Source organism: Flavobacterium sp. AC267 (genome assembly GCF_979258715.1).
In genome coordinates this window covers 3,093,287-3,110,588 of the sequence record NZ_OZ409875.1, presented here as the reverse complement: position 1 = coordinate 3,110,588, position 17,302 = coordinate 3,093,287, and the positions used below count along the sequence as shown (strand labels likewise).

Annotated in this window: 9 protein-coding genes and 6 pseudogenes; 3 read left to right on the top strand and 12 right to left on the bottom strand. The window is 33.8% G+C overall.

All coding sequences use genetic code 11. The features are described 5' to 3' along the window. Positions 1–77: 77 nt before the first annotated feature. The 3 genes and pseudogenes from ACZZ95_RS16260 to clpB all read right to left on the bottom strand — a co-directional run bounded on the left by ACZZ95_RS16260 (position 78) and on the right by clpB (position 4,711). The gene (locus ACZZ95_RS16260) at positions 78–440 is read right to left on the bottom strand and encodes a hypothetical protein (protein ID WP_463469810.1); all 363 of its coding nucleotides are present in this window, start codon (positions 438–440) and stop codon (positions 78–80) included. Between the two features lie 388 nt (positions 441–828). Beyond that, positions 829–1,702, bottom strand: a pseudogene (locus ACZZ95_RS16255) (DUF808 domain-containing protein). A gap of 412 nt (positions 1,703–2,114) precedes the next feature. Continuing rightward, positions 2,115–4,711: pseudogene (gene clpB / locus ACZZ95_RS16250) on the bottom strand (ATP-dependent chaperone ClpB). Between the two features lie 204 nt (positions 4,712–4,915). Here clpB and ytxJ point away from each other — a divergent pair. Next, the gene (gene ytxJ / locus ACZZ95_RS16245) at positions 4,916–5,305 is read left to right on the top strand and encodes a bacillithiol system redox-active protein YtxJ (protein WP_095951573.1); all 390 of its coding nucleotides are present in this window, start codon (positions 4,916–4,918) and stop codon (positions 5,303–5,305) included. 136 nt (positions 5,306–5,441) lie between these two features. On the opposite strand, the gene ACZZ95_RS16240 is transcribed toward ytxJ, so the two are convergent. Continuing rightward, the gene (locus ACZZ95_RS16240) at positions 5,442–6,443 is read right to left on the bottom strand and encodes a hypothetical protein (protein WP_463469809.1); all 1,002 of its coding nucleotides are present in this window, start codon (positions 6,441–6,443) and stop codon (positions 5,442–5,444) included. A gap of 59 nt (positions 6,444–6,502) precedes the next feature. Beyond that, complete coding sequence (locus tag ACZZ95_RS16235) at positions 6,503–7,603, bottom strand: DUF2157 domain-containing protein (RefSeq protein WP_463469808.1); 1,101 nt, start codon at positions 7,601–7,603, stop codon at positions 6,503–6,505. Positions 7,604–7,939: 336 nt separating this feature from the next. Between ACZZ95_RS16235 and ACZZ95_RS16230 the strand changes: the two genes are divergently transcribed. Beyond that, positions 7,940–8,206, top strand: a complete 267-nt coding sequence (locus ACZZ95_RS16230; protein ID WP_463469807.1) for a hypothetical protein — start codon at positions 7,940–7,942, stop codon at positions 8,204–8,206. Beyond that, positions 8,187–9,188, top strand: coding sequence for a pectate lyase family protein (locus ACZZ95_RS16225; RefSeq protein ID WP_463469806.1), 1,002 nt, complete (start codon positions 8,187–8,189; stop codon positions 9,186–9,188). Before ACZZ95_RS16230 ends, ACZZ95_RS16225 begins: the two co-directional genes overlap by 20 nt. A gap of 80 nt (positions 9,189–9,268) precedes the next feature. Here ACZZ95_RS16225 and argH read toward each other — a convergent pair. From argH to ACZZ95_RS16190, 7 genes and pseudogenes are all read right to left on the bottom strand, one after another. Continuing rightward, a pseudogene (gene argH / locus ACZZ95_RS16220) lies at positions 9,269–10,550 on the bottom strand (argininosuccinate lyase). 60 nt (positions 10,551–10,610) lie between these two features. Next, positions 10,611–11,682, bottom strand: a pseudogene (locus ACZZ95_RS16215) (M20 family metallo-hydrolase). Positions 11,683–11,885: 203 nt separating this feature from the next. After that, complete coding sequence (gene argB / locus ACZZ95_RS16210) at positions 11,886–12,659, bottom strand: acetylglutamate kinase (protein WP_463469805.1); 774 nt, start codon at positions 12,657–12,659, stop codon at positions 11,886–11,888. Between the two features lie 102 nt (positions 12,660–12,761). Beyond that, a complete protein-coding gene (locus tag ACZZ95_RS16205; protein WP_463469804.1) occupies positions 12,762–13,709 on the bottom strand; it encodes an N-acetylornithine carbamoyltransferase in 948 nt (315 codons plus the stop codon). Between the two features lie 83 nt (positions 13,710–13,792). Further along, positions 13,793–14,555 (bottom strand): annotated as a pseudogene (gene proB / locus ACZZ95_RS16200) (glutamate 5-kinase). A gap of 219 nt (positions 14,556–14,774) precedes the next feature. Further along, on the bottom strand, positions 14,775–15,968 hold the full coding sequence (locus ACZZ95_RS16195) for a glutamate-5-semialdehyde dehydrogenase (RefSeq protein WP_463469803.1): 1,194 nt from the start codon (positions 15,966–15,968) through the stop codon (positions 14,775–14,777). Between the two features lie 149 nt (positions 15,969–16,117). Then, a pseudogene (locus tag ACZZ95_RS16190) lies at positions 16,118–17,259 on the bottom strand (aspartate aminotransferase family protein). Positions 17,260–17,302: the final 43 nt, after the last annotated feature.

The window sequence follows — 17,302 nt, the reverse complement described above, 5'->3', positions numbered from 1 at the left end:
AACCATTTCACATCAGTTTTAATTAAACTTCTGCAAAATGGTTTTACAACCTAAAAAAATCAACTAAGCAAGTTGTTTTACTCTATGACAACTTTATGAATCAAAAATTCTGTTTCTGTTTTTTTGAATTTAATTTCGAAGGTTCCTTTTACAGACGATTTGAATTTATAAACAGTCTTTTTTGGTGATGGAACTTGTTGCGTACAAACTTCTGATGCGTATTTTACTTCAACCTGTAGTCCTTTAACTTTATCAATTAAGACTTCGCTAATTCTGTCAAATTCTCCACACGCATTATCTGCTACAAAAGTAACATCGTACGAAAGCTCTTCATTTACTTTTCCTGTTGCTGGTCCTGTAATTTCTGTTACTAATGCGGCTTTTGTAGTTGGAGCTGGTGTTTTGTCATCGTCATCACTGCTTGCATGAAATGAATACAATTGATAAAAATAATACTACTAAAACTGATTTTAATCTAAAACTTTTCATATAAAATAATAATTAATTGTTAATTACTATGAAGATGCGGCAAAGTTGCAATGGTTGCTTTGGTAAAAATGTTAAAAAAGATCATTTACAGATTAAACACTTATAAATCAAAACCTTATTGATTAAAAAAGTTTCAAAATGAATCTATATCTTATAAAAATGAAAAGATATTGCATAGCCCCGATAGCGACAGTATCCTTTTTCCTGCTCCTTTAGCAGGGAAAAGATATAGCGGATAGCGGGACAAAAAGTGCTTTTGGAAATGAATGAATGTGCTCCTAAAACAAAAAAACACCAGCGTTAACTGATGTTTCTTTTTATATATTTTGATTTTTTATACTAAGCGGTTTTCTTTTTAAAAAGATTTACAAAAAGCGACACTACAAAGCCAAGAACCAGTCCAACGGTAAATTCTTTAACGATTGACGGGATTTTTATTTCTTCTGATAAATGGTGAAAGTAGGGAATGTAATGTACAAATATTCCTCCTGCAACTAGTATTAAAGCAATTGTACCTATAACGGTTAAACCTTTAATAACCAGCGGTAAAGCTTTTACTAAAATGTTACCAATAAATTTTGAGATACTTTTTTCGTTTTTACTAAATTTAATAAGCTTATAACCAGCTTCGTCCATGCGAACAATTAGAGCTACAATACCATAAACACCAACTGTTGCGATTAAGGCAATTATAGAAGTTACAATTATTTGCTGTGTAAGCGGCTGTCCGATTACAGTTCCTAGAGCAATGATTACAATTTCTACAGAAAGAATAAAATCGGTTACAATTGCAGATTTTATTTTTTCTTTTTCTGCGACTAATATTTGTTCTTCTGTTAAAACTTCGTCGGTAATTCCTTCCGATTCTTCGTGTTTGTGTGGAAATATAAATTCATATATTTTTTCGGCTCCTTCATAAGCTAAAAATAATCCTCCTAAAACTAGAATGACAATAATAGCAACTGGTAAAAAAGCACTCAACAAAAACGCAATTGGAAGAATAATGATTTTATTAAGCAGTGAGCCTTTGCTGATTGCCCATAAAACCGGAAGTTCTCTTGATGAAGCAAATCCTGATGCTTTTTCAGCATTTACTGCTAAATCATCACCTAGAATTCCAGCTGTTTTCTTTGCGGCGACTTTACTCATTACTGCAACATCATCCATAATTGCTTGCGATATCATCTAATAGAACGAAAAAACCTGAAGCCATTTTTTAAATTTATTTTAGTGATGCGAATCTAGACATTTTGATGTAATCTTCCCAACAATTTGACATCAAAAATTTGCTTTTTATTCGTGATTTTCTGTTTGTAATTTTGCAGAAAAATTAACTGCACTGTCCTAAAATTACCCAGATAATTATAAAAACTAAAATAGTTCCGAAACATCCTCCACCTAACTTTTTTGCACCGTATCCTGCGATTAAACCTCTAAATATATTATTCATAGCTTCTTTTTTTTAATTAATAATTGAATTTTGCTTGATTTGTTTGAAGTTATAAAATTCATTTATTTTGATTGAAAAATTGTTACACGAATAAGAAGAAAAGTTTCAGAATTCACGGATAAAAAAAAGCACCAGTACAATTACTGATGCTTTCTTAAGAGTAACAATGAAAAAATTAATTAGCTGTCTGGTTTCTAAAAACCAATTTGCCATCAAAAGCATCTAATAAAATAATGCTTTCTGTTGTTATGTTTCCTGCCAGAATTTCTTTTGACAGTTGATTTAAAACCTCTCTTTGAACCACACGTTTTACGGGTCTTGCACCAAATTGAGGATCATATCCTTTGTCTGACAAGTAAGCAATTGCTTCTGGAGTTGCATCCATTGTAATTCCCTGTAATGCCAGCATTTTGGTAACGCTCTTAAGCTGTAAGCCTACAATTTTTGAAATATTCTCAACTGTAAGCGGCGTAAACATTACGATTTCATCAATACGGTTTATAAATTCCGGACGAACAGTTTGTTTTAATAATCCTAAAACTTCGTTTTTAGTCGCTTCTGTAGCCGCTTCAACACCGCCTTTTAGATTTTCAAACTTCTCTTGTATAATCTGGCTTCCCATGTTAGAAGTCATGATAATAATCGTGTTTTTGAAATCGGCTAGACGACCTTTGTTATCGGTCAAACGTCCTTCATCTAGAACCTGCAATAAGATATTGAATGTATCTGGATGCGCTTTTTCGATCTCGTCTAACAAAATTACTGAATAAGGTTTTCTACGAACCGCTTCTGTCAATTGACCACCTTCATCATAACCTACATATCCTGGAGGCGCACCAACCAAACGGCTCACACTGTGGCGTTCTTGATACTCACTCATATCGATACGCGTCATGGCATTTTCATCATCAAAAAGATATTCTGCCAATGCTTTTGCTAGTTCCGTTTTACCAACTCCGGTTGTCCCTAAGAATAAGAATGTTCCAACTGGTTTTTTCATATCCTGCAAACCGGCGCGCTTCTACGAACGGCATCACTCACGGCTTCAATTGCTTCTTCCTGCCCCACTACACGTTTGTGCAATTCGTCTTCTAAATGCAATAATTTTTCTCTTTCTGTCTGAAGCATTTTCATAACTGGAATTCCAGTCCATTTTGCTACAACTTCTGCAATATCTTCTCTGGTTACTTCTTCTTTGATTAAAGAAGTTCCAGATTGAAACTCTAATAATTGTTTTTGCAAAGCTTCTTGACGTTCCTGCGCTTCTTTTATTTTTCCATAGCGAATTTCAGCTACTTTTCCGTAATCACCTTCACGTTCTGCACGTTCTGCTTCATATTTAAAGTCTTCAATTTCCAGTTTTACAGCCTGAATTCCGTCAACAATATCTTTTTCAGATTTCCATCTAGCGTAGATTTCGTTGCGTTCTTCTTTCAAATTCGCTAAATCCATTCCCAAGATCTTCAGCTTACTTTCTTCTTTCTCACGCTTAATGGCTTCGATCTCGATTTCCAACTGCATGATTTTACGATCCAAAACATCCAGTTCTTCTGGTTTTGAATTGATTTCCATACGAAGTTTAGAAGCCGCTTCATCCATTAAGTCAATTGCTTTATCTGGTAAAAAACGATTGGTAATATATCGTCGCGAAAGTTCAACCGCCGCAATAATTGCTTCGTCTTTAATCTGTACTTTATGGTGCGTTTCGTATTTTTCTTTGATGCCGCGTAAAATTGAAATCGCACTTTCTGTATCTGGTTCGTCAATTAAAACCTTCTGAAAACGTCTTTCAAGTGCTTTATCTTTTTCAAAATATTTTTGATATTCATCTAAAGTCGTTGCACCAATCGCTCTTAATTCACCACGGGCCAAAGCTGGTTTCAGGATATTAGCGGCATCCATTGCGCCTTCTCCCCCACCTGCTCCCACAAGCGTATGAATTTCATCGATAAATAAAACGATATCACCTTCGGCAGAAGTTACTTCTTTTACAACAGATTTTAAACGTTCTTCAAATTCTCCTTTAAATTTCGCTCCGGCAATCAAAGCTCCCATATCTAATGAGAAAACGATTTTATCTTTTAAGTTTTCTGGAACGTCTCCATCAACAATTCTGTGCGCTAAACCTTCTGCAATGGCGGTTTTACCAACTCCAGGTTCACCAATAAGCATTGGGTTGTTTTTTGTTCTACGAGTCAAAATCTGCAATACACGGCGGATTTCTTCGTCACGTCCAATAACTGGATCTAGTTTTCCTGTACGCGCTAATTCGTTTAAGTTTTTAGCATATTTATTCAACGAATTGTATGTTTCTTCTGCTGATGCGGAAGTTACTCTTTCGCCTTTACGTAATTCCTCGATTGTCGCTTTAAGACCTTTTCCTGTAACTCCCTGATCTTTTAAAATCTGAGAAACTTTACTTTTTGAGTCAAAAATGGCTAAAATTAAATGTTCGATCGAAACGTATTCGTCGTTCATTTTTTGTGCGATAATTTCAGCTTCATTCAAAGCTTTATTGGCATCTCTGGAAAGTAAAATATCACCTCCTGAAACTTTTGGAAAACTCTGAATTGTACTGTCTAAAATTTGTAAAAACAAAGGCACGTTTACGTTTAACTTTTTCAAAATAAACGGCGCCACGTTTTCATCAACTTCAAAAATGGCTTTGAAAATGTGTTCATTTTCAATTTGTCGCTGGCCGTTTCGTTGTGCTAATTGTCGCGACAACTGAATGGCTTCCTGCGATTTAATAGTAAACTTGTTAATATTCATATTTTTTAGATTTGATTGATTTATTTGTTTGATATTCAATAAGATTAAAGTTACAATTTATTGAGATACATTTTTAACCCAAATATTCTAACTTTGTACTGGAATAGTCAAATTATATTCCATATCAAAAAAACAGACAAAAAGGCACTAAAACCGATAATTATCTCATTTTTAAATGCCAAAAAGTCATAAAACAAGCCAAATATGAGTTTTTTCAATTCAATCTTCGGAAGTTCAGAGAACTCAGAAGCTCCAAAAAGTAAAGTAAACTGGACAGAATTAACAGATATAATTCAATTAATGGAAGTTCAGGAAATTTCTATCGAAAAACCTGTTGTAATCTTTAAACACAGCACAAGATGCAGTATCAGCCGAATGGCATTAAAACAATTTGAAAGAGATTATGATCTTGAAGGAGTTGTTGATGCTTATTTCTTAGATTTGATCGCGCACCGTGATATTTCAAATGAAATTGCAAGTAGATTCGGCGTGTATCATGAATCTCCGCAATTAATTTTAATCAAAAACGGAAAAGCCGTTTACAATGTTTCGCACAGCGATATTGATGCGCAGGCATTGAAAAGCAAAATATAATTTAGTGTGAAATCTAAAATGATATTTGTAAAATGTGAGATGTAAACTAAACAAAGTTTATGTCCCACATTTTACTTTTACATTTTACTTTTCACAATTAACAATTAATAATTAACAATTAACAATTAACCATTACTTAATAACTTCCTCCAGAACCGCCTCCACTAAAGCCTCCGTCTCCAAATTCCATTGGAGAAGCTTGTGGTTTTACTTCTGGTTTCATTCCAAATGAAGAAGCCACAACTAAAGCTTCAGCATTTAAAAGAGTATCTGAATGATTGATTCGATCTGGTTTAAAGGTTAATCCGCTTTCTTTTTCTTTTAATTTTTTAATAGAAAAGTACGCAATCACAAATAAAACCAAACCGCCGAGAGTCAGCGCTACTTCTGCAGGCAAAACGGCATAGTAGAATCTAATCGTATAAATTGAAAATACAATTGCCAAAAAGCTGATCCAAAGCATTATTCTATCTTTTGTTTTTAAGGCGTGGACCAAATAAACTATTGGAACAATAAAAGTAAATCCGTAAAAGAAAAATGCAAACGGAATATCTGTTCCAGGTTTAACTTCGGTTCCTAAAAGTTCTTCAGAAAGCTCTCTAACTACCAAATAATTACAAGAAAGATAAAACAGCACCAGACAAAAACTATTGGCTAGTAGAAGTCCGTTGTAATAATAACTTTCATTTAGATTATGGATTAATTTCTTTGTTAGAAAATAAAAACCAGCAACAAAAATCATGGTTGCAAAAGGCAGAATCGTTTTTCCTATAGCGCCAAATTCAAACATTCCGAAAAATAAAAAAGCTGTTACGGCGCAACAGAAAACCAACATTGACAGCAAATGAATGTATCTCAAAAACATATAAATTGCTCCAACGGCGACAAAAAAAGCGATCACCATTTCATATCCTTCTGTTGTAATGGCAATAGCTACGCCTAAATTCATAATTGTGCCTAAAATAAACGCATCGTCTAAACCATGATTACGAAAATTTTGTTTTGCCAGCATTTCGCATCCCACAAAACCAATTATCGTAAAAAGATAAAAGCATATTTCAAAATATATACGTTCAGAACTTATTCCAAAAATAGAAAGTGCTCCGCATATTGAGCTGTATAATAAAGAGCCCAGCAAAAAGAAACCTATTCGCACTAAAATATTATCCTGACTTTTAAAAACGGGTAGTTCTTTCTCTATAAATTTTTTTGTTCCTTACTTATAAAACTACCTTTGTATAAAGTTGCGACCTCATCAACCAAAGCTTCATTATTTAATAACTGTTTATTGTGTACTATCATGCTCGCAATTTCTTTGTGAAAGTTTTTAATTAATTTGATGAACATAACAATTGAAGCGATGAAATATAAGGGCAATAGAAAAAGAAATAATTCCCAAATATTAGAAAAATCAACATTTTCAAAAATCCTAAACAAAAGTATATTTGCACCTATATACCCATACACAATCATAAAAACATAAAGAGACATAGCCTTTAATTGGTAGCTGATTTTGTAAAAATAAAATGTAGAACCAGCTAAAATAACCGCAAAAATCATCCAGATTAAACTATAATGATGCAGTAAATTGGCCAAAGAAGCAATACTGATAATATGTAATGCGAAAGTGAGGAAGATCAAACTAAAATGCGTTTTTAATGAAATTCGATTACTATAAATCGTCCACAATATCAGTAAAACTCCCAACATAACAGCAGAATAACTTAAACTTTCATTGGAATAAAAATCATTGTCGTTTAATAAATCTTGAGGTGTTACCGAAAGTCCGATGTAAGCCGCCAAACCAGTTACAGCGATAGTCAAAACACTTTTATTGTCGAAATAATAAGCACAAAAGAAACTGACTATGGTTGGTACTAAAGTCGCTAAACCGTAATGTTCTCCAAAAGGTTTATATTGAAATTGGAGGTAACCAATAAAAATACAAGTTAAAATATTAGCTAATAGTACTAAATATTCTAAAACGGGATGTTCGAAAGTGGTTTCTGTTTTTTGAAAACCTTTGGAATTTTTAAAACAGTAGAAAAAACAGACCGCTATTACAACCAAAAGAAGCGAAAGAATAGCAATATGACCAATGGTATCTATGTTTTCGTAAATCAGGATTCCGATTCCTGAGGTAAATAATAAAACAGATAAATAAAGAAATAGCTTTAGCTCGGCGTTTAAAGAAAAGATATTCAAATTTCGATAAGCCTTGACTTCTTCAAATTGATTTTCGGTAATCAAACCTTTCTCAAAAAGATTTAGAGTCGACTGCTCTTTAAATTTTTTCATTGATACTATTTAAAGTGATTATCAAATATATGTATTTAGCATGAATTTTCTCCTTATAGTCAAACCTTTTATCCATCATAATACAGTTTTGCCCTCATTAGTAGTAATTTAATATAAACCATTAGTGTGAAATAAACACTTATAATTCTTGTAATCAAAACTTTATAGTATAAATATTTGATAAATTAATTTGAAATTATTTTTATTCTTTTACATTTGTGCAATCGATTACATTTACTATTTAAACCACAAAAAACCACACTTAAATGAAAACAAAACTTATAGTATTGGCACTTTTGTCTGCCTTGCTCCTTTCTTTTTGCTCAAAATTATTTTATGAGTTTGCCTGAAGGATTTGGAGCTTCAGCAACTGGCGGAGGAAGTACATCTCCAGTAACAGTGTCTACTTACGCTGATTTAACAGCAAAATTAAAATTAACTACTCCGCAAGTCATTTTGGTTTCGGGAACTATTACTTGTTCATACACGAGTTTATTGGTAAATAATAAAACCCTTATCGGACTTCCTGGCGCTCGACTAGTAAATCTGGATCAGACTGCTTGCAGGCTCTGGGATTTTAAATTTGAAACCTGGTTCCAGTAATATTATCATTAGGAATTTAATTTTTGAAGGACCGGGCGCGTACGATGTTGACGGACATGATAATTTAACCTCTGAAGCCACAAATATCTGGGTTGATCACTGCGAATTTCAAGATGGAATGGATGGTAACTTTGATAATAAAGGCACGGCAGATAATGTAACTATTTCTTGGTGTAAATTTATTTATTTGAAAGCTCCAAAATCTGGCGGATCCGGCGGTGCAGACGATCATCGATTTACAAATCTAGTGGGTTCTTCTAAAACAGATGCTCCTGCTGATGGTCATTACAGCATTACTTTTAAAAATTGTTATTGGGCAGAAGGCTGTCGTGAAAGAATGCCGAGAGCAAGAAATGCAGAACTTCATATTTTAAACTGCTATTATAATACTTCCGTTTCAGGTTCGCTGGCAATTGGATTGGGAGGCGGAAATAATAACACAACTTGTTATGTTGAAGGAACTGACTTTGCTAAAATTGGAACTGCTTTTAAAAATTACGTTAGTACAGATGGCGGAACAATTGGAGTCGCTTTTACAGATTGTCTAAATGCTCCTGCAAATTCTGGAACTGCTGTTACTAAACCGTCTTATACGTATAGTGTTTTACCTATTGCAAATGTTGCGGGATTCGTGTCTAATTCTTCTTGCGGAGCTGGAGCAACGCTTCAGGTTACTGCTCAAGGCGCTTTGTCAACGAGCTGTAACAATTTAGGATTGAATGAAAACACAAACAATCTCGAACTTAAATATTATCCATCGGTTATAAATCGTCTTTTAAATATAGATTTTTCAAGTACTGATAATGGACTGGCTCAGGTTAATTTATTTTCTTCTAATGGTACAAAAGTATATACACATTCTGAAAGTATTTCTCCTGATGAAAAATTAGAATTGAATGTTGGAAATCTCGCTAAAGGTTTTTATGTGTGTAAAGTGCAACTAGAAAACAGAAGCAAAACTTTTAAGCTTGTAAAGAACTAAATTATCCCATAAAAAAAGGTCATTGAAACAAATCAATGACCTTTTTGCATTTTACATCTTACTTTTCACAATTTACAATATTAAAAAGTCGCTTTCATTTTATCTTTAATTGCATCTAAACATAAATTATTGATACTTCCTTCATGTGTGTGTTTTGTTTCTTTTGGAGATTTATATGTTCCTGCCTCCAACTGTTCAGCAACGGCTTTGTAAGCATCTCTAAAAGGCATTCCTTCTACTACCATTTCGTTTAAAGTATCTACCGTGAACAAATAATCGTATTTTTTATCTTCTAAAATATGATCTTTAACCGTAATATCTTTGATAGAAAATATTGCAATATCCAAACAAGCTTTAAGGTTTTGAATTGCAGGAAACAAACCTTCTTTTAAAAGTTGCAAATCTCTGTGGTAACCGCTTGGTAAATTATTGGTAATTAAAGTAATTTCGTAAGGAAGCGCCTGAATTTTATTGCATTTCCCTCTGATTAATTCGAATACATCTGGATTCTTTTTATGAGGCATAATACTTGAACCTGTTGTAAGATGCGCCGGAAGCCCAATAAAATCAAAGTTTTGGCTCATATACAAACAAACGTCCATCGCAAATTTTGATAAAGTTCCTGCAACACTTGTCATCGCAAAAGCAACGGTTTTCTCCGCTTTTCCACGGCTCATTTGTGCCGCAACAGCATTGTATTTCAACGTTTCAAATCCTAATTCTTTTGTTGTAAATGTTCTATTGATTGGAAACGAACTTCCGTAACCTGCGGCAGAGCCCAACGGATTCTGATCTACAATTTTTGAAGCTGCGTTTAACATTGTAACATCATCGATTAAACTTTCAGCGTAAGCAGAAAAACCACATTCCGAATGACGATGGCATTGCGATTTGCAAATGTGTATAACCCGGCAATAAAACATTTTGGTGTTTCTCTGCTGATTCCATTAACAAATCAAACAATGTTTTCACTTGCTCTTTTATAGCTTTTAATTCGTCTTTTAAATACAAATGAACGTCAACTAAAACCTGATCATTACGTGAACGCGCAGTGTGGATTTTCTTTCCTGCATCACCTAGTTTTACTGTTAGAAGATATTCAATTTTAGAATGTACGTCTTCGAAACTGTCTTCGATTTCGAAATTTCCAACTACAATATCAGCGATAATATCGTTTAACGCATCAACTAAAGAAGTTGTTTCTTCCTCAGTTAATAAACCAATCTGACCTAACATTTTGGCGTGTGCAATAGAACCTAAAGCATCGTATTTTGCCAGAACTAAATCCAGTTCACGATCGTTTCCTACTGTGAACTGTTCGATTTGTTTGTCTGTTGGTATTCCTTTTTCCCAAAGTTTCATAACTTAGATTTTATATGTTTTGAAAAAACCTAACAGGTTTTTAAAACCTGTTAGGTTTGATTATAATTTAAAGAAATCTGTTAGTATTTTGATATACAAATCGACTCCCTCTTCTATTTCATTTACAAAAATAAATTCGTCTGCTGAATGTGAACGCAACGTTTCTCCTGGTCCTAATTTTAAAGACTGACAGCTTAAAACCGATTGATCTGAAAGCGTTGGTGAGCCATAAGTTGTCCTTCCTAAAGCGAGTCCGGCTTGAACCAAACCATGCGCGACTGGAATAGACGATGCATTTAAATGCATTGATCTTGGCGTTACTTCGGCATTTACGTTTTCTTTTACTACTTCCAGAATTTCGGCATTGGTGTAGCGATCTGTTACACGAATATCAACAACCAAATCGCATTCTGACGGCACTACATTATGCTGTTTTCCAGCGCTGATCTGCGTTACGGTCATTTTTACGGGACCTAAAACATCTGAGATTTTGTCGAATTTATAGTTTTTAAACCATTCCATTACGGGAATTGATTTGTATAATGAATTATCATCGTTTTGATGTGCTTGCATGACTTGCAGTTCCTTTTACTTTTACATCCAAAACTAATAAACCTTTCTCAGCGACTGCCAGTTGCATTAAAGTTGGTTCTCCAACAATAGCACAATCTAATTCTGGTAAATGTTTTAAAACGCTGTTTAAACCGTTTTTTCCACTGCTTTCTTCTTCGGCGGAAGCCACAATTACAATATTATGAGATAAATTTTGATTTTCGTAAAAATGTACAAACGTTGCTAAAAGTGAAACCAGACAGCCGCCCGCATCATTGCTTCCTAAACCAAATAATTTACCGTCTTTTTCGATCGCTTTGAACGGATCGTTAGTGTAAGCCTGATTCGGTTTTACAGTGTCGTGATGTGAGTTTAGTAAAAGTGTTGGTTTATTCTCGTCGAAATACTTATTGAAAGCCCACACATTATTGTTTTCTCTTTTGAAAGGAATCTCGTTTTGATTGAACCAGTTTTCTATTAAAAGTGCTGTTTGGTCTTCTTCACTTGAAAATGAAGGGGTTTCAATCAAGCTTTTTAATAAACTAATTGCTTCCTGGGTAAGCGTTGCAATATTTTTCATAGTTATGGTTTCTTTGTCGCGAAGGCACGAAGTCACAAAGTTTTTAACTAATCTGTGACAATTTTAATTTGCGCAAATTTCTTAAATTAATATTTAAAATGACTAGCGCATTTCTATTTTTTTGCCACGAATTACACGAATTTGCACTAATTTCTTTATTCAAATTTAATTCGTAAAAATTCGTGTAATTTCTGGCAACCTTTTTATAATGTAATCGTTGTATGCAGAACATCTGGATTTTGCAACATCTTGTGATGCCCAATCTTGATTTTCTGAACACCTCTTGACAAGCTATTGAAGCAATTATCTAATTTTGGAATCATTCCGGAATGGATTACTTTTTCCTCTTTTAATTTATTATATAATGCTTCGTTAATTTCTGTAATTACAGATGAATCATCTTCAGAATCTTGTAAAACACCTTGTTTTTCAAAACAGTAAGTTAATGTAACATCAAAAACTTCAGACAATGCAATTGACAATTCGCTTGCAATCGTATCAGCATTTGTGTTTAACAATTGACCATTTTTGTCGTGTGTAATGGCACAGAAAACGGGAACGATTCCAGTTTCTAACAAAGTGGCTAATAATTTAGTATTGACTTGCTTAACATCGCCCACAAATCCGTAATCGATTGTAGGATGATTTCTTTTTACTGATTGAATCAAATTGCCATCAGCTCCGGAAAATCCCATTGCATTATTGTCTTTCGCCTGCGTATGCGCCACAACATTTTTATTAATTTCTCCTGCATAAATCATCACGACGACATCAAGCATTGGAGCGTCTGTGATTCGGCGTCCGTCAATCATTTGAGGTGTCAAACCAATACTTTGCGCCATTTTAGTCGCCGATTTTCCACCGCCGTGAACTAAAACTTTATAGCCGCTGATTTTAGAAAAATCGGTTAAGAATTGTTCTAATTCTGCTGGATTATCGATGATGTTTCCACCTATTTTTATTACTGATACGTTCATTTCTTTCAAGGTTCAAAGGGACAAAGGTTCAGAGGAACAAAGGTTTTTCTCAAGGCTGTAAAACCTTTGAACCTTTGCCGCTTTGAGCCTTTGCACCTAAATTTACAATTTCTTCAGAATTTTTTGTAAAACTAATTGTGCAGAATACGTTCTGTTATTCGCTTGTTCTATTACGATTGAATTTTCGCCATCTAAAACTTCGTCGCTTACAATTACATTACGACGAACTGGAAGACAGTGCATGAATTTTCCGTTGTTGGTTAAAGCCATTTTTTCGGCAGTAACGGTCCAATTTGAATCGCTGTTGGTTACTTTTCCGTAATCGTTGAAGTTACTCCAGTTTTTTACGTAAACGAAATCGGCATTTTCGAAAGCTTTATCTTGATTGTATTCAATTGTGCAGTCTTTTGTTATTTCTGGACTTAGTTCGTAACCTTCTGGATGCGTGATTACAAAATCCATATTTTTTTGCAATAGCATCATTTCTACAAATGAATTGGCTACGGCCTGAGGCAAAGCTTTTGGATGAGGCGCCCAAGAAAGCACTACTTTTGGTTTATGCTTGGTTTTGAATTCTTCCATCGTAATAGCATCTGCTAAAGACTGTAACGGGTGACGAACAGCACTTTCCATATTTACAATTGGAACTGTAGCATATTTCAGAAATCCTGAAATAACGGTTTCAGCATAATCTTTTTCCTTATCTACTAAACCTGCAAAAGCACGAATTGCGATAATATCACAATATTGAGAGACCACTTCTGCGGCTTCTTTGATATGTTCTGAAGCGCCAGAATTCATAACCGCTCCGTCTTCGAACTCCAAAGTCCAGCCTTCGTTGGTAAAATTCATTACCATAACGTTCATTCCTAAATTTAAAGTCGCTTTTTGAGTACTCAAACGCGTTCTTAAACTCGGATTGAAGAATAACATTCCAAGAGTCTTATTCTTTCCTAAACTTTGATTTTTAAGCGGATTTTTTTTGATTTTTAATGCGCCTTTTACCCATTTTGATAATGAGTTAATGTCTTTTATTGAAATATAGTTCATTTTTTTTTGTTTAATCGTTTATTTGTTTAACTGTTTATTTGATCAATCGATTAACCGAATTAACGATTAAACAAATAAACATTCTACACAATTTTTGTAAAAGGTATTTCGTCTTTTAATGCTTTTAAAATAAAATTATCATTTAGTCCATTTACGATCCAAGTTTCAATATTCGTCGCTTTTGCTATTCCAGTCGCTTCGATTTTGGATTGCATTCCTCCTGTTCCGTGTGAGGATTTTGATTCGCCAATTTCTTTTTCCAAAGTTTTTAAATCATTTACCAATTTGATCGTTTCTGGAATTTCATCGTGAATTGAATCTTTCGTGTAAATTCCGTTTGTATTAGTGGCAATTATCAGAATATCAACATTTAAAAGAACGGCTGTTAAAGCGGCTAATTTATCATTATCTCCAAACCGAATTTCATCTGTGGCAACGGTATCATTTTCATTGATAATCGGAATGTAATTGTTCTCGACCAAAACGTTTATCGTATTAACAATATTTACTTTAGACTGTTGTTTTTCAAAATCTGAATAAGACAATAAACACTGTGATGTCAATAATCCTAAATCGCTGAAATTTTCATGAAAAATCCGCATTAAATGTGGCTGGCCAATTGAAGCTAAGGCTTGTTTCAATGCAATTTCTTTTCCTTTGCTTTCCAGCTTTACAAACTGTTTTGCGTATCGCGATAGCTCCAGAACTTACAATTACAAATTCGTAATCTTTGTTTAAAGCCGCAATCTGCATTCCGAGGTCTTCAATCTTTCCCCGCGAAATATGATTGGTTTCTTTGGTTAAAGTATTACTTCCTATTTTTAATAAAATCCGTTTTTTTGCCATGTCTTTTATTTTTGCCACGAAGGTGCTAAGGCACTAAGTTATTTTTAACGCAAAGGGCGCAAGGTTTTTTTATTGTCTGTGTTTACAAATGATAAGTTCGCAAAGCTTTGTCTTTAAATAAATTCCAAATTTTATCCCGAAGTCTCGAGACCAAATTCCAATAATCTGAAATCAAAAATCGTTAATAATCAATCTAAAATCTACACTCTAAAATCTAAATTATCTTATCTGCCCTTCTCCGTATACATACCATTTGTTTGTAACCAAATGCTGTAAACCTATTGGACCTCGCTGATGCAATTTATCTGTACTTATCGCTAATTCACCTCCTAAACCAAATTGTCCACCGTCTGTAAAACGGGTTGAAGCATTTTGGTAAACTGCCGCTGTATCTACGGCATCCATAAATTCTTGTGCGACTTTATCATCTTTTGTAATAATTACTGCAGAATGTCCACCGCAATATTTATTAATTTTTTCAATTGCATTTTCCTCAGAATCAATTGTTCCGATTACGATTTTATAATCTAAAAACTCTTCATACCAAATATTTTCATTTTGAAGTGTTTCTGTATCTTCAAAATTCTCCAGCGATTTATCTACGATTACTTCAACTTTATGTTCTTTTAATTCTTCAATTAAAATAGCCGTAAATCCTTCAAAATTTGGCAGTTTAGAATCGATTAAAACTTTATCAACTGCATTACAAGCCGAGATTTTAGATGTTTTGGCATTCAAAATTATTTTTAAAGCCAAATCTGTATCGGCATCTTTATGAACGTATACAAAATTATTGCCTCGTCCGCTAACAATTACGGGACAAGTGGCGTGTGCTTTTACAAACTCAATTAGTTTTTCTCCTCCTCTTGGAACAATTAAATCTACTTTTTGATTTGGTTTTTCTAAGAAAGCCTGAGTTTCAGTTCTGTTATAATTCAGATATTCAACCCAGTCTTTTGAAACTCCATTTTCTTCTAAAGCTTTATGCCAAAGACTCACAATCTTTAAATTTGATTGTAAAGATTCTTTTCCACCTTTTAATAAAATCTTATTTCCAGATTTAAAAGCAATTCCGCCCGCTTCAATTGTAACGTCTGGGCGAGATTCGTAAATAATTAAGATCGTTCCGAAAGCGGCAGTTTTATTTATAACTTTTATTCCATTATCGTGTGTAAAATGAAAACGCTCAACGCCAACCGGATCTTCCTGAGAAGCCAATTGATTCAATGATAAAATCATCTCATCGACTTTTTTATCATCTACTTTTAAACGTTCTTCCATTGCTAAATCTGAGCCGACGTAAGTCAATAAATCTTCTTGATTGGTGAGAATTATTTGACTCCGTTCCTGCTCTACCAGCTTTGCCATAGAGCGCAAAACCAGATTGCGTTTTTCAATTGATAATGGATTCATAATTTCTAGTTGGTTGGTTGTTTTTTGGTTGTTTCTTTTTATCGAAACTTATTGATACCTAACAGGTTTTGGAAACCTGTTAGGATATTATACTTTGTGTTTCTAAACCTGACGGGTTTTAAAAACCCGTCAGGTTTACGTAACGAGAATTAGTTTTTTAATTCTTCTAAACTTTCTTTTAAAGCTTTTACAAACGTATCGATATCAGATTTTTTTACTGTTAATGGCGGTAAAATTCTTAATAGATTTTTATTGTTGGCGCTTCCTGTAAAAATGTGTTTTTCGATAATTAATTTCTTTCTCAAAGTCGCTACATCAAAATCGAATTCAACTCCAAGCATTAAGCCTTTTCCTTTTACTTGTTTGATTCCGTCGACTTCTTTGATTTTTTCTAAGAAATATTCATAAACTTCATTTACATTTTTTTGTAAATCAAGCTTTTCCATTACATCTAAAACTGCAATTCCTGCAAGCACAAGACAAATGGCTTCCGCCGAAAGTTGTTCCTAATAATCCGAAACTTGCTTCAAATTTTGGAGAAATTAAAATCGCCCCAACTGGAAATCCATTCCCCATTCCTTTTGCAACCGAAATAATATCAGCATTGATTCCGTGATGCTGGAAAGCAAAAAATTTCCCGCTTCTTCCGTATCCTGATTGTACTTCATCTAAAATCAAAACAACATCGTGTTTTTTACACGCTTTTTCTAAAGCTTGGAAAAATTCGGTTGTTCCTTGATCTAAACCTCCAACTCCCTGAATTCCTTCGATAATTACTGCTGTAACATCTCCTTTAGCCAATTCAGCTTCAACTAATTCAATTTGGTTTAAAGGTAAAAAAGTAACGACTTGCTGTGCATTGATTGGTGCCACAATTTTTTTATTATCTGTAACGGCAACTGCTTGCAGAAGTTCTTCCGTGGAAAGAATTATCAAAAGCTACAACTCTTGATTTTCCGTTGTGGAAAGAAGCTAATTTCAAAGCATTTTCATTGGCTTCAGCACCAGAACTGCATAAAAACAATTCGTAATCTTCTAAACCTGAAAGCTTTCCTAATTTCTGAGCCAATTCTACCTGCAAAGGATTCTGAATTGCATTCGAATAAAATCCTAAATGGTCTAATTGATTTTTTAATTTTGCTACATAATCTGGCTGTGTGTGTCCAATTGAAATCACACCATGTCCGCTGTATAAATCTAAATATTCTACTCCTTTGTCATCGTAAATTGTACAATCGACAGCTTTTACTGGAGTTATGTCATATAATGGGTAAACGTTGAATAAGTTCATTTTTGTTTTTGTTTAATTGTTTAATCGTTGATTTGTTTAATCG

Coding starts and splice junctions, on each gene's coding strand:
- ACZZ95_RS16235 (WP_463469808.1), bottom strand. CDS start 7,603: ATGAAAAAATTTAAAGAGCAGTCGACTCTAAATCTTTTTGAGAAAGGT.
- ACZZ95_RS16195 (WP_463469803.1), bottom strand. CDS start 15,968: ATGAATCCATTATCAATTGAAAAACGCAATCTGGTTTTGCGCTCTATG.
- ACZZ95_RS16205 (WP_463469804.1), bottom strand. CDS start 13,709: ATGAACTATATTTCAATAAAAGACATTAACTCATTATCAAAATGGGTA.
- ytxJ (WP_095951573.1), top strand. CDS start 4,916: ATGAGTTTTTTCAATTCAATCTTCGGAAGTTCAGAGAACTCAGAAGCT.
- ACZZ95_RS16230 (WP_463469807.1), top strand. CDS start 7,940: ATGAGTTTGCCTGAAGGATTTGGAGCTTCAGCAACTGGCGGAGGAAGT.
- argB (WP_463469805.1), bottom strand. CDS start 12,659: ATGAACGTATCAGTAATAAAAATAGGTGGAAACATCATCGATAATCCA.